Origin of the sequence: Aeromonas sp. R6-1, assembly GCF_040908165.1 — a bacterium.
In the GTDB taxonomy this organism is placed as follows: domain Bacteria; phylum Pseudomonadota; class Gammaproteobacteria; order Enterobacterales; family Aeromonadaceae; genus Aeromonas; species Aeromonas caviae.
This window is the reverse complement of sequence record NZ_JBFODF010000038.1, coordinates 19,375-32,126: the sequence shown is the minus strand read 5'-3', so window position 1 is coordinate 32,126 and position 12,752 is coordinate 19,375. Positions and strand designations below refer to the sequence as shown.

The 12,752-nt window shown below is 56.9% G+C and carries 12 protein-coding genes; 5 read left to right on the top strand and 7 right to left on the bottom strand.

Features of this window, described 5'->3' with window-relative positions:
- Positions 1-24: 24 nt before the first annotated feature.
- Positions 25-525, bottom strand: a complete 501-nt coding sequence (locus AB5Y68_RS10990) for a DUF1993 domain-containing protein (protein ID WP_039039533.1) — start codon at positions 523-525, stop codon at positions 25-27.
- Positions 526-815: 290 nt separating this feature from the next.
- Between AB5Y68_RS10990 and ydfZ the strand changes: the two genes are divergently transcribed.
- Positions 816-1,013 carry a putative selenium delivery protein YdfZ gene (gene ydfZ / locus AB5Y68_RS10985; RefSeq protein ID WP_039039534.1) on the top strand — a complete coding sequence of 66 codons (198 nt, stop codon included), beginning with the start codon at positions 816-818 and terminating at the stop codon, positions 1,011-1,013.
- 104 nt (positions 1,014-1,117) lie between these two features.
- On the opposite strand, the gene AB5Y68_RS10980 is transcribed toward ydfZ, so the two are convergent.
- Entirely contained in the window at positions 1,118-1,459 is a 342-nt protein-coding gene (locus tag AB5Y68_RS10980; RefSeq protein ID WP_039039535.1) for an SH3 domain-containing protein, read from the bottom strand.
- A 237-nt stretch (positions 1,460-1,696) separates the two neighbouring features.
- On the opposite strand from AB5Y68_RS10980, the gene AB5Y68_RS10975 reads away from it, so the two are divergent.
- Together AB5Y68_RS10975 and AB5Y68_RS10970 are read left to right on the top strand one after the other, a co-directional pair.
- Positions 1,697-2,482, top strand: coding sequence for a hypothetical protein (locus AB5Y68_RS10975; RefSeq protein ID WP_039039536.1), 786 nt, complete (start codon positions 1,697-1,699; stop codon positions 2,480-2,482).
- Positions 2,483-2,769: 287 nt separating this feature from the next.
- On the top strand, positions 2,770-3,663 hold the full coding sequence (locus AB5Y68_RS10970; protein ID WP_039039537.1) for a LysR family transcriptional regulator: 894 nt from the start codon (positions 2,770-2,772) through the stop codon (positions 3,661-3,663).
- A 116-nt stretch (positions 3,664-3,779) separates the two neighbouring features.
- On the opposite strand, the gene AB5Y68_RS10965 is transcribed toward AB5Y68_RS10970, so the two are convergent.
- The 5 genes from AB5Y68_RS10965 to uvrD all read right to left on the bottom strand — a co-directional run bounded on the left by AB5Y68_RS10965 (position 3,780) and on the right by uvrD (position 9,659).
- A complete protein-coding gene (locus tag AB5Y68_RS10965) occupies positions 3,780-4,292 on the bottom strand; it encodes a hypothetical protein (RefSeq protein WP_080769944.1) in 513 nt (170 codons plus the stop codon).
- Positions 4,293-4,889: 597 nt separating this feature from the next.
- On the bottom strand, positions 4,890-5,741 hold the full coding sequence (locus AB5Y68_RS10960) for a hypothetical protein (protein WP_152610174.1): 852 nt from the start codon (positions 5,739-5,741) through the stop codon (positions 4,890-4,892).
- A 19-nt stretch (positions 5,742-5,760) separates the two neighbouring features.
- The gene (locus AB5Y68_RS10955; RefSeq protein ID WP_152610175.1) at positions 5,761-6,483 is read right to left on the bottom strand and encodes a hypothetical protein; all 723 of its coding nucleotides are present in this window, start codon (positions 6,481-6,483) and stop codon (positions 5,761-5,763) included.
- 13 nt (positions 6,484-6,496) lie between these two features.
- Positions 6,497-7,252 (bottom strand): TIGR04255 family protein, encoded by a 756-nt coding sequence (locus AB5Y68_RS10950; RefSeq protein WP_080769945.1) that lies wholly within the window; start codon positions 7,250-7,252, stop codon positions 6,497-6,499.
- Between the two features lie 235 nt (positions 7,253-7,487).
- Positions 7,488-9,659, bottom strand: a complete 2,172-nt coding sequence (uvrD, locus tag AB5Y68_RS10945; RefSeq protein ID WP_368207153.1) for a DNA helicase II — start codon at positions 9,657-9,659, stop codon at positions 7,488-7,490.
- A 412-nt stretch (positions 9,660-10,071) separates the two neighbouring features.
- Between uvrD and AB5Y68_RS10940 the strand changes: the two genes are divergently transcribed.
- Positions 10,072-11,070, top strand: coding sequence for a BMP family protein (locus tag AB5Y68_RS10940; protein WP_041212138.1), 999 nt, complete (start codon positions 10,072-10,074; stop codon positions 11,068-11,070).
- A gap of 86 nt (positions 11,071-11,156) precedes the next feature.
- Entirely contained in the window at positions 11,157-12,734 is a 1,578-nt protein-coding gene (locus AB5Y68_RS10935; protein WP_368207151.1) for an ABC transporter ATP-binding protein, read from the top strand.
- The last annotated feature ends 18 nt before the right edge of the window (positions 12,735-12,752 follow it).

Genomic DNA, 12,752 nt, shown 5'->3' with positions numbered 1-12,752 from the left:
GCTTTGTCGTCGCTGAAGCGCGGTTTATTGCAGGTTCAGACCACCCAGGTAATCCCGCTTGCCCAGATCCACCCCGGCCTGGCGCAGCAGGGCATAGGTCATGGTGAGGTGGAAGTAGAAGTTCGGGATGCCGTACTCGTGGACGCAGCTATGGCCGTCCATCCCCTTGCCACCGGCCCAGTAGGGGTAGTAGTGGCCGCTCGCGTACTGGCTGAAATCCGCCTCCAGCTTGCCTTGCAGGTAGGCGATAGTCTTGGCCACGTGGGCGCGCAGATCCGCCATGGTCTTGGGATCATCCCCCAGCACCGGCGGCTCGCTCAGGCTGGCGGTGGCCACCACGGCGCGGGCGCTGTCACAGCAGATCAGCACCTGCTTGCTCAGGGGCAGCATGTCGACGATGAGGCGCTCATTGAAGAAGTTGTCCACGTTGAATTTCTTCGCCTCGGCGTGGGCCTCGGCCTTGGCCAGACACTGGTCCAGGTTGGTCAGCATCTTGATGAACTGGGCTGCGATATCACGATTCATAATGCACTCTCGGTTGGTTGAAGGCAGTAAAACGAGCGGCTCCACTATAGCGCATCCCCCTTGCAGTTCGAGCCCGAGGGGATGAAAAGCGAGGGCGTCCTCCCTGCCCTGCGACAGGCGGTGGCGATCACCGGCGGGCAGCGAGACCAGAGCGCCGCGCCCCGTCGCCGCACCGAGTCCCTCTTTCCCCTTTTTTTGATCTGTGACAGGCATCTCGTTTTTCGAGGGGCGTAGTCTGGAGCCCGTTGCCCCGGCACGGGCCGGGGCACCCATCCCACAAGGAGAATGCCATGAAGATCTACGATCGAAACCGCAATGTGCTGACCCTGGGCCAACGGGTGATGATTGCCGCCACTGGCGCAGTCGACACCCTCAAGGAGGCGCACACCGACAACCTGACCCCCTATCAGGCCGAGCATGAGAAGTGCGTGCTGCTGACGAACAGCCAGGAGCGCTACGCCCCCATCGAGTTGATTAGACTAGGCTGATCCCGTTTTCCGTCACCCTACTCTTTACAATTCACCCGGCCGCACGCCCCGTCGCTGGCCGGGTTTCTCTCTCCGCTCTACTCCTTCTCCGAGCCGCTGCCACCTTATGAGGGCGAGGCGATGCAGCTGGCCGGGATCCAGCCTGATTGCCCCGCTTCGTTGTGAACCCAGAGCCAGCCTGCCAGCTCCCGATCCACTCGAACCCGCTCCCCCACCGCCACATCCAGCTCCCGGGCGGTATAGTCCTGGCGCGCCTGCGCCTCCTCGGCGCTGATCGGGGTCAGCAGGGACAGGGGCGCCCACCCCTCGTTGCCGTCTGCGGTAAAGGTGCGCACCCAGCCCGGAAACTCGTCGTCCTCGTGGCCGATGCGCACCCGCTCTCCGGCCCGAAAGGCGATGGGATTGGGGTAGCAGGTGTGGTGCGCCATGGTGATCAACGCCAGCATTGTCTCGTCCTCCGACAGGTTCTGATGAGTAACGTCCAGAGTCATACCACAAGCAGGACCCCGTTGCGTCAACCGGGCTCACCCCCCCTGGCAGAGGGTGCTCTCCCCCAGGGCGGGCCGACGACCCTGATCCCCACGATTCATTACTGTCAGTGAATTTTCATATCATCCGAGTGTCATTTCAGTGAACACATCGCCGCCCTAGACTGCTTCTCGAACCTTAACGAGGAGTCTTGTATGAAACTCACCCCTATCCCGTTGCTGGCCGGCACCCTCGCCTCGGCCTTCTCTTTCAACACCTTCGCCGGTGACATCGTCTCGGTGCAGTTCAGCGATGGCCGCCCCGCCGTGACCGGAGTCGAGGCGGTCAACAACGCGCTCAACCCCATCGGCGTCAACGTGGTCACCGTCGACATCCCCGAGGCCGCCAGGCCGCTGCTTGAAGCCTCCCACCGCCGCGCGTTGACCAAAGCGGAGCACGGCGCCCTGATCTCGGCCTTCAACCTGAGTCAGGGGGAGCTGCTGGAGCAGGCCAGGCTCGCAGGGCGCGCGCCCGCGGTGCAAGGGGGCGGCGTCGCCACCGAGGAGACAGGCGTCGGCCCCTACCCCAAGGTCTATGACCTGATGGCGCTGGACGAGCGCACCCGCAGCGCCGTGCTCGGCAAATATGGCCGCATGCACGTCAACTCCGCCGAGGACGGCACCGACATCGACGAGGTGATGACGGTGGTCAGCGGCGGCCCCTTCCGCTGGGGCTTTACCCTCAAAGACGGCAGCATCGCCCGCTTCCAGATAGACAGGGTGGGCCTGGAGGACAAGGCCGTGCGGATCAGCTATCACGGGCTCGGCATGCACGCCGGGTTGATGGACGCAAAACAGGGGCTGCTGGTGGCCTTCGCCCACGGACCCAAAGCGTTCACCATGCGCTACCAGGCGGACGTGCCCCACGCGCAGCTGCTCGGCACCAACCCCTGGGCCGATGTCGGCATTACCCTGCCCCCCGCCCCCGGCAAGGTGCAGTAAGCCGGTGCGTGCCATCTGGCGGCGGGGCCCGGGCCCTGCCGCCTGCTTTTATGCCTGCTATGCCTGTCGTCACGGGCCGGGGTGTCCGGGGCTCATCGCCTCTCTTTCGTCTGCGTCTCTGCCGGGCCCGCCACGCCCCGGAGGGCCATGATCCGGGCCGCTCTACCGCGGGCAACTCTCTGTCTGGCGGGGGATGGGGGGTGGACACCCCGGGGATCCGCACTATTGTGATAAAAGTGCGCAATGATGGCGCCATCATTTACCAGTAGTGAATTAACGGGGGCAGGATGAACAAGATCACGGCGCTGAACGTCTTTCGCCGGGTGGTGGAAATGGGCACCTTCAGGGCGGCGGCGGACGACCTGCGCCTCTCCCAGGCGGCGGTCAGCAAGAACATTAACGAGCTGGAAGCCTTTCTCGGCATTGCGCTGATCAACCGCACCACCAGGCGACTTAGCGTCACCGAATCGGGCATGGCCTATTACGGCCAGATATGCGCCGTGCTGGACAGCCTGGAGGCCGCCGACCAGTCCATCATGGCCGCCTCCTTCACCCCCAGGGGCAGGCTGAGGATCGGCATGCCCATGTCCTACGGGCTGATCCGCCTCAACCCCCTTGTCTGCGCGTTCCAGCGCCGCTATCCGGAAATCGGCATCGAGGTGATCCTGAGCGACGCCTACATGGATCTGGTGGATCAGGGGCTGGATGTGGTGATCCGGGGGGCAGGCACCCTGGAGGACTCCACCCTGCGCGCCAAACCCCTGTGCGAGGTGCAGCGGGTGCTCTGCGCCGCCCCCGACTACCTGAAGGAGGCGGGCCAGCCCGCCCACCCGGCGGATCTCAAGGGCCACAACTGCCTGCGCTACAGCCTCTCCTCCTCCCCCAACAAGTGGTTCTTCACCCGGGACGCGGAGAGCGTGGCGGTGGAGCTGCCCCCCGCCCGCTTCTGCGCCAACAACGGCATCGCCCTGAAACAGGCGGCGGTGCAGGGGCTCGGGGTGATCCTGGTACCGGATGAATTCGTGTCGAACGACCTGTCGGACGGCACCCTGGTCAAACTGCTCCCCGACTGGCAACCCGACCCCCACGCCCTCTTCGCCGTCTACCCCTTCCACAAGGAGCAGTCCCGCAACGTACGGCTCTTTATCGAATTTCTCGTCAAGGCGTTTCAGTTGCGGTGAGCCCGACAGGCGGGAACCTGGAGTTTGTGCCTCTCGGCCACGATACCTGTATGCAGCGTGTAGGTTCGATTAGCGAAGCGTAATCGGACGATCGCGTCATCAATCGCCCCCTCTGGCTACTGTCCGTCGTCCAGGATGACGCCCCCTGCCTGTGTTGCCGATGTATCAGCAAATAGCCGCCTGCCAAGCTGGCGGATCAGCAGCAATGGCGCCAGCAGTGTGAGCAGCAGCCAGTGGGTGTGGGGCAGGATAAAGGTCCAGATGATCTCGTGGGGCAGCCAGGTCGACGCGGTTGCCGTCATAAAGGCGATGTCATAGGTCTGCCACAACCAGAGCCCGGCAAAGAGCGGCAGCAACAGCGGGCGGGGCGTCAGCAAAAACAGGGGCAAGAAAGCAGAGGCGAGCACAGCGCTAAACTCCAGCATGGCAGGGACCAGCTCGGCAAAGGTCCGCCCTTGGGAGAAACCGCTCCATTCGAGAGACGTATCCTCGGCCAGTGCAGGCCACCAGGAAGCGTATTGGAACAGGGTAAACGAAATCAGAAACAGCAGGCTGGTCAGCAACGCCAGCGCCGTTTTTCGCAAAAGCCAGCTCCCCATCCGGCGCAGTGTCGGCATCCACTTAGACATCAATGACTCCCATCTGGTGACGGGGCAGTATGCCTTGGCTGGTTTCAGCGTCAAAGCGGTACGCCATGTCCGTTAATTGTCGAAATATTGAATCCCGTCACATCAGCATCAACCTGAGCGGTTGCGTGCCAGCAAGGCTCCATGCGAACCTTTATTTGTCTTTCTTACAACCAAAACAGAGGGTGCGGGGCTGCCGCAGCTATCACAAGCCGGAGTACGATACCACCTAGACCCTCAGTGCCGAGGCGGGCAAAAACTGTTGAGTTTGGCAGGAGGTCAAGATGGGTCTGCTGATGGCACGTTCCAAGCCGAGTCAGGTCTGTGAAGAGGAGGGCAAGCAAGGGGTGATGGAGAGCAAGTTGGTTAAGTGATAGGCTGACGTTGTCGCGTATTATATAGGTGGTCGTGGATTAACTCGGCCATCTGTTGATATTTAGAGCAACCCACTCAAGCATGTTTACCTAATGTAAGTGGCAGATCGGCCAGAAGGGATTGGAATATTTCTTGACTGCATGCACGATAGTCTAGCCATCAACATTGACCAAGCGTTGTCGGGATACCAATAATGAAAATTTTAATCTGAGTTTTCGTTAACAATTATTCTTTAGAACTAAAGTACTCTAAATCTAGTAGATGGAAATCTCGTTCCATGCTCTTTGTAAATTCCGTGTCGGCAAGAATTTTGACAGATTTCAAGTTTATATTCAAGGTGGTTTTAAATGCACCACTTATCATCTCTATATGTTGTTGCTCAAACTTATCTTTGTACTTTCGCAGATTTACTTCCTGCTGTTCGGTATCAAAACAAAGTATAACATTGGCGTCATAAAATTTATCATCAGCCTGTTCATTAAATGGTATTGCATTAATATAAACACCACTAATTAAACTGTTGAACGTGTCATCATTCCATATTTTCTCAAAAATTTTCTTTGATTTACTTAGTCTATTGTTCCATGAGTCAGGGAAAACAGAACGAGTAATACGTGCCGCGCACCAACCTAAGACAATTTTTAAAAATTTTGGGGAGAGCGTTCGAGTTTTATCTATGTTCGAACGTAGTAGAGTGTCCCGTTTGACATGGCAAATTCCAATAGCTTGAGCCTCATAATGCTCAATGTTGCTACCGATGTTGACTGGTATTTGAATAACTCTTGGGTTTTTGCCGAATTTAAAATTTCCATTTTCATTATCTGCCTTCCATAGAAGGATAATTTGAGCCCATGGTTCACGAGAGAAATCCTCGTCAACAAGTGCGCAGTCGTAAGTTACTGGAACAAGGTAAATAGATTCCTTTTTCTCTACATAAGATAAAATCTCAGCGGGGATAATATCCTTAAGATGGGCGTTATCATTCAGGCTAATAAAAACCCCCCTGCTCCATCCAGATTTAATCCACCCCTCTCTGTTATGAGATTCGGAAGTTAAACATTCATGTGTAACAGACATCACTCCCCCCTTTGAGAACTTAACCTATTTCCAAGCTTTTTCTTACGGCTAGTCCATCAAATTTAACAAATAGACGATCATAACTTTCTAAAAGTTTTTCTTTATCCATTGGCTCTTCAATTAAGGCATTTTTAAGTATTGGATCAGAATATTTCCCAAAACTGAATAGGGCCAGATATTTACGATGTGGTTCTAGCATGTCTTCGTGAAGAACATCTAAGGCTTCAATTCTCTTGGCGATTCTCTCATGTACATTCTTTTTTGGATTTTTCTGCCAATCATATATAGTCTTTCTTTCAACATTAAGAACAGAAGCCCATTGAGCTATTTTTGAAAAACCAAAAGAATCTTTTAATGAAAAAGATTTTTTAATTATATTGTCGTCCAATGCATCCTTTTTTTCAGATGGCTGAACGGCTGCGTAGGTTTTATTTCCTATGCTCTTTTTTATAGCATTCTGTCCATAGCCATAATCTAGTTTTGGCGCAGATGAGGTCACTGGTATAACAGATGAACCTACCGCCAAAGTAATTATAAAAATACTTTTCTGGATAATGTGAGTGTATGAAGAAGTTTGTTGCTGCCGCACTCTTCTTGTAATATCCATGCTATTTGAACCGGTAAAAATATCTTTACCGATATCGAATGACTCAGTTTTACAAAATCCACCATTATGCATACCACTCTCCTCGTAAGGAATATGTCTTCCTCTTGGTGCTGTTGAGTAGTTGACGTATGCCATATTATCTCCGGTGTTAATTTACAGTAATGTCTAAGTATGCTCGTTTTATGTTGTCATGCAGTAAACTGAAGCAGTTTATTATAGTATTAATATTATAAGGGATCATTTTCTCAAATGGTTCAAAACTGTCAAAATCAAGATGTGCCCATGGACCTGATTTCACCTCATTTTCAATCATGAAGTCTCTAACCAATTCGAAAACATCGTGAGGATATTTTACAGAGTCGATCGTCACTCCACTATTGACAACAAGTCTTTTATTCTCTGACAAAAAAGCAGATGTCATGTTGCCACCAGCTCGTAGCAAACCAAGAAGCTCAGGCTGAAGAAATTCGCCACGTTTAACAAAATTACTAAAACCAGCTTGGTTGTCCCATTGATATTTATTGATATATCTCATGCCGATAAAGTTAACATGAGTGAGCTCTATTACAGAAGTAATGGAGTCAATTATTTCAGTAAACTTAGTAATATAATCTTTATACGTAACATATGATGTCGTATGTACAAATAAGGAGTCTGGTGTCAACCTAAAACCAAAAACACGATCTGCATCTGTCATAACAAGAACAGGATGAGATATAGTGACTGTTTGAGGTGAGCCAGCTCCACTAAATTCAATTTGGTTGTATTCAATAGTTGTCATAGCACCAATAACAGGATACTGCCTTCTCAGCTTCTCCTGAATAGCGTCTATAGCATCTTTCAGTGTTTTGTTGGGAATGGTGGCAAAACCAACCTTGCCCAACACATAAGACAAGTTACTCATACGAACCTCCCGTTAGAACTTAAGGGCTTCTAGGCCCTTAGCTAAGCGTCATTTTTATACACTTTACATGAGTTATTGTCTTTTTTAAACACAATGCTGATTATCTTGCCTAAGCCCCTAGGGGTTTAGGGGCAAATGTCGAAGATTATGTGGTAATCGTGTCTTTAAGCTTGTTGCGATGGTTGATATAAAAACCCGGCCTAAGCCGGGTTGGTTACATCAAGAGCGGGAAAAATCAGAGCGCTTCCAATCTTGCATACGCCGTCACCAGCCACTTGGCGCCGACGTCGTCGAACTGGATTTGCACCCGGCTCTGCTGGCCGACCCCTTCGAAGTTAAGCACTATGCCTTCCCCGAATTTCGGATGGAGCACCCGCTGGCCGAGCTTGATGCCGCTGGCGTCAAAGCTCTGCTGCACCTCGTTCTGGCTGAAGCGGCCGTACTGGGTGGGGCGGCTGACCTGAGTGCGCAGCCGGATCTCTTCCAGACACTCGGCGGGCATTTCGCGGATAAAGCGGCTCGGCTTGTGGAACATCTCGCGGCCATAGATGCGGCGGCTCTCGGCATAACAGATGTAGAGCTTCTCCATGGCGCGGGTCATGCCGACGTAACAGAGGCGGCGCTCCTCCTCCAGCCGCCCCGACTCCTCGGTGGATTGCTGGCTGGGGAACATGCCTTCCTCGACGCCGACCAGCAGCACCAGGGGATATTCCAGCCCCTTGGCGCTGTGCAGCGTCATCAGCTGCACCGCATCGGCGTATTCGTCCGCCTGATTCTCGCCGGATTCCAGCGCCGCGTGGGCGAGGAAGGCGGAAAGGTCGCTCATGTCTTCCAACTCGTCCGGGCGCTGGTACTGACGGCAGGCGGTGACCAACTCGTCCAGGTTCTCCACCCGTGCCTGGGATTTCTCACCTTTTTCAGCGAGATACATGGCCTTGAGGCCGGAGTGCTGGATGGCGATGTCCGCCTGCTGATGCAGGGGCAGCAGGGAGACCTGCTCCTCCAGCGCGTCGATCAGTTCGACGAAGCCGCGCACCGCGTTGCCGGCGCGGCCGGTCAGCACCTTGTCATTGAGCAATGTCTTGGCGGACTGCCACAGGTTCTGGCCCTGATCGCGAGCGTTGTTGCGCAGGATCTCCAGGGTGCGATCGCCGATGCCGCGGGTCGGGGTGTTGACCACCCGCTCGAAGCTGGCGTCGTCGCCTCTGTTGTTGATGAGGCGCAGGTAGGCCATGGCATCCTTGATCTCCTGACGCTCGAAGAAGCGCAGGCCGCCGTAGATGCGATACGGCATGGCGTCCTGCATCAGCGCCTCTTCCAGTACCCGGGACTGGGCGTTGGAGCGATAGAGGATGGCGCAGTCGGTGAGCAGGCCCCCCTTCTCCTTCCAGTCCTTGAGGCGACCGACCACGAAGCGGGCCTCGTCCACCTCGTTGAAGGCGGCGTAGAGCGAAATCGGCTCGCCCTCGGCCCCCTCGGTCCACAGCTCCTTGCCGAGGCGCTCCGCGTTGTTGGCGATGACGCTGTTGGCGGCTTTCAGGATATTGGCGGTGGAGCGATAGTTCTGCTCGAGGCGGATGGTCTCGGCGCCCTGATAGTCGGTCAGGAAGCGCTGGATGTTCTCTATCTTGGCGCCGCGCCAGCCGTAGATGGACTGGTCGTCGTCGCCGACGATCATCACCTTGCCGGTGTCGCCGGCCAGCATCCGCAGCCAGGCGTACTGGATGCCGTTGGTATCCTGAAACTCGTCCACCAGTATGTTCTGGAAGCGGTCTCGGTAGTGCTCGAGGATGTGCGGCTTGTTCAGCCACAGCTCGTGGGCGCGCAGCAGGAGTTCTGCGAAGTCCACCAGCCCGGAGCGATCGCAGGTCTCCTGATAGGTCTTGTAGATCTGCTGATAGGTGCGGGTGACGGGGTCGCCGTAGAGGTCGATGTCGCCAGGGCGCAAGCCCTCGTCCTTCTTGCCGTTGATGTAACCCATCACGGCGCGCGGGGCCCAGTGCTTCTCGTCGAGGTTGAGCGCCTTGAGCACCCGGCGGATGAGGCGGTACTGGTCGTCGGAGTCGAGGATCTGGAAATCCTGCGGCAGCCCTGCATCCAGATGGTGGGCCCGCAGCAGGCGGTGGGCGATGCCGTGGAAGGTGCCGATCCACATGCCGCGCACGCCGTCGCCGATCACCTTCTCGACCCGGCCGCGCATCTCGGCCGCCGCCTTGTTGGTAAAGGTGACCGCGATGATGGAGAAGGGTGAACAGCGTTCCACCTGCATCAGCCAGGCGATACGGTGCACCAGCACCCGGGTCTTGCCCGAGCCGGCACCGGCCAGCACCAGCAGGTTGCAACGGGGGGCCGCCACCGCGTCTCTTTGCTTGTCATTGAGCCCGTCGAGCAGGGTTGAAACGTCCATCACCACTCCTGTTTATTTATACAGGCGGGGATTATACGGCCTGAGCCGCCAGAGACCAAGCCGTGAGCAGCCGGGGGCCAGCCCGCCCGCCAACGTGGCGTCGATGAGGCCGCAGGGCTGGTGCCGATGGAAGCCAGTTTTTTCATCAGGGGAGGAAAACGGTTGCGCCTAACGTCATGAATCCAAACAAAAATGTCGATCGAGCCCTATTAATCTCGGAATTTAATTCTGCAAAAACACCATAAAACAAACACTTATAAGGCAATTTGCTTATATTTCAAACCGTTAACGCAAACGTTTTTCCTCTATGATCCCCTTGACCAACGGGCTGGCTCACTTACAGTTAGCCAGCGTGCTTTATGACCTGCCAAGACAGGTTGTGGACCCTCACATAACAATCAAGGATACGATCGTGACTAAAGTGCTCAAGCTGGCCACCGTGGCCGCCCTCACCCTCGCTGCCCTGTCCGCCCAGGCAGCCTCCGAGCCCGCCGTCATCTATGACACCGCAGGCAAATTCGACAAGTCCTTCAACGAAGCCGTGTTCCGCAACGGCGTCGAAGTCTACAACAAGGACAAAGGCGTCAAGGTCAAGGAGTTCGAACCCCAGAACGAAGCTCAGCGCGAGCAGGGCCTGCGTCGTCTGGCCAGCCGTGGCAACGGCCCCATCGTCGCCGTCGGCTTCAACATGGGTTCCGCGGTAGAGAAAGTAGCCACCGAGTTCCCGAACACCCAGTTCACCATCATCGACATGGTGGTCGACAAGCCGAACGTCCAGTCCCTCATCTTCAAGGAGCATGAAGGTTCCTTCCTGGTGGGTGCCCTGGCGGCCATCGCCTCCAAGACCGGCAAGGTCGGCTTCGTGGGCGGCATGGACATCCCGCTGATCCGCAAGTTCCAGTGCGGCTATGAGCAAGGCGCCAAGTACATCAATCCGAAGATCGACGTCTATCAGAACATGACCGGCTCCACCCCGGCAGCCTTCGCCGACCCGGCCAAGGGTGCAGAACTGGCCAAGTCCCAGTTCGCCAAGGGCGCCGATGTGGTCTATGCCGCCGCCGGTGGCACCGGTATCGGTGTCTATCAGGCTGCCAAGGACGAAGGCAAGCTGGCCATCGGTGTGGATTCCAACCAGAACCACCTGCAACCGGGCACCATGCTGACCTCCATGGTCAAGTCCGTGGGTCTGGCCGCGTACAAGAGCTGGGATGACGCCGCCAAGGGCAGCTGGAAGCCGGGCATCCAGTCCCTGGGTCTGGCCGAAGGCGGGGTTGACTGGGCGCTGGACGAGAACAACGCCAAGCTGATCACCCCGGAAATGAAAGCCAAGGTCGAGAGCATCAAGGCCGACATCATCGCCGGCAAGATCAAGGTGCACGACTACATGAGCGACAACTCCTGCAAGTACTGAGTCCCTGCTACGACTCTCAACCAGTGATGACCGGCCCGCACGGGCCGGTTTTTAGTCTCTACTTCATGACCCGCAAGGACTGCATCATGGACCAGACAGATCGCTATGCCATCGAATTAAGGGGTATCGATAAGCGGTTCGGCGACGTGTACGCCAACAAGCAGATCGACCTTCAGGTTCGTAAAGGCAGCATTCACGGCATCGTCGGCGAAAATGGCGCCGGCAAGTCGACCCTGATGAGCATCATTTACGGTTTCTACCACGCCGACAGAGGCGAGATGCTGATCGACGGGAATCCGTTCAAACCCCATGGCTCCCAAGATGCGATTGCCGCCGGGGTGGGCATGGTGCACCAGCACTTCATGCTGGTGAACAACTTTACCGTATTGGAAAACGTCATCCTGGGGGCCGAGAACGGCTGGCGCCTGGGCAAGAGCCTGGCGGCCGCCGAGAAGCTGCTGGGCGAGCTGGCACGGGACTATGGTCTCGAGGTGCCGCTGCACGAGAAGGTCGAGGATCTGCCGGTGGGCCTGCAACAGCGGGTCGAGATCCTCAAGGCGCTCTATCGCGGTGCCCGCATCCTGATCCTCGACGAGCCCACCGGGGTGCTGACCCCGCAAGAGGCGGATCACCTGTTCGAGGTGCTGAAAAAGCTGCGGGATCAGGGGGCGACCGTCATCCTCATCACCCACAAGCTGCGGGAGATCCTGGCCATCACGGATCAGGTCTCCATCATGCGCCGGGGTGAAATGGTGGCCCATGTCGCCACCAAAGACACCGACAAGGAGCAGCTCGCCGAGCTGATGGTGGGCCGCAAGGTGCGCCTCAAGGTCGACAAGCGCACCGCCCAGCCGGGCGAGGCCAAGCTCAAGGTCGAGGGCCTCTCTTACGTCGATGACGCCGGGGTGGAACGGGTCAAATCCGTCAGCTTCGAGGTGCGGGCGGGGGAAGTGGTCGGCATCGCCGGGGTCTCCGGCAACGGCCAGTCCGAGCTGCTCAGCATGCTCGGCGGCATCCTCAAGCCCAGCAAGGGCGGCTTCACCATCGCCGGGGCGCAGCGCCACGAGGTGAGCCAGAGCCACCCGGCCGATCCGGAGCAGGTGCGCAACTTCGGCCTCGGCCACATCCCGGAAGACAGGCACAAGATGGGGCTCATCAACCGCTTCGAGGCGAAAGAGGCCTTCATCCTCGGTTATCACCGCCGTGCCCAGTACAACAAGGGCTGGCTGCAGGACAAGGAGGCAATCCGCCAGGATTGCCAGGCCAAGATGGACAAGTGGGACGTGCGCCCGCCGAGCCCGGAGCACAAGACCGCCAACTTCTCCGGCGGCAACCAGCAGAAGCTGGTGATCGCCCGAGAAGTGGAGCAGGACCCGGATGTGCTGCTGGTCGGCCAGCCGACCCGGGGCGTCGACATCGGCGCCATCGAGTACATCCACCAGCAGATCATCGCCATGCGCGACAAGGGCAAGGCGGTGCTGCTGGTGTCGGTGGAGCTGGACGAGATCATGAGCCTCTCCGACCGCATTCTGGTCATCGCCGATGGCCGCATCGTCGGCGAGCTGGACGGTGCCAGGGCGGATGAACGCACCATCGGCCTGATGATGGCGAACATAGTTCCTGACGACGTGGCGGCAAGCCAATCACAAGGAGCCACATCATGAAGGTCACAACCACTTGTA

Coding starts and splice junctions, on each gene's coding strand:
- AB5Y68_RS10965 (WP_080769944.1), bottom strand. CDS start 4,292: ATGTCTAAGTGGATGCCGACACTGCGCCGGATGGGGAGCTGGCTTTTG.
- AB5Y68_RS10935 (WP_368207151.1), top strand. CDS start 11,157: ATGGACCAGACAGATCGCTATGCCATCGAATTAAGGGGTATCGATAAG.
- AB5Y68_RS10970 (WP_039039537.1), top strand. CDS start 2,770: ATGAACAAGATCACGGCGCTGAACGTCTTTCGCCGGGTGGTGGAAATG.
- AB5Y68_RS10975 (WP_039039536.1), top strand. CDS start 1,697: ATGAAACTCACCCCTATCCCGTTGCTGGCCGGCACCCTCGCCTCGGCC.
- AB5Y68_RS10955 (WP_152610175.1), bottom strand. CDS start 6,483: ATGGCATACGTCAACTACTCAACAGCACCAAGAGGAAGACATATTCCT.
- ydfZ (WP_039039534.1), top strand. CDS start 816: ATGAAGATCTACGATCGAAACCGCAATGTGCTGACCCTGGGCCAACGG.
- uvrD (WP_368207153.1), bottom strand. CDS start 9,659: ATGGACGTTTCAACCCTGCTCGACGGGCTCAATGACAAGCAAAGAGAC.
- AB5Y68_RS10950 (WP_080769945.1), bottom strand. CDS start 7,252: ATGAGTAACTTGTCTTATGTGTTGGGCAAGGTTGGTTTTGCCACCATT.
- AB5Y68_RS10960 (WP_152610174.1), bottom strand. CDS start 5,741: ATGTCTGTTACACATGAATGTTTAACTTCCGAATCTCATAACAGAGAG.
- AB5Y68_RS10990 (WP_039039533.1), bottom strand. CDS start 525: ATGAATCGTGATATCGCAGCCCAGTTCATCAAGATGCTGACCAACCTG.
- AB5Y68_RS10980 (WP_039039535.1), bottom strand. CDS start 1,459: ATGCTGGCGTTGATCACCATGGCGCACCACACCTGCTACCCCAATCCC.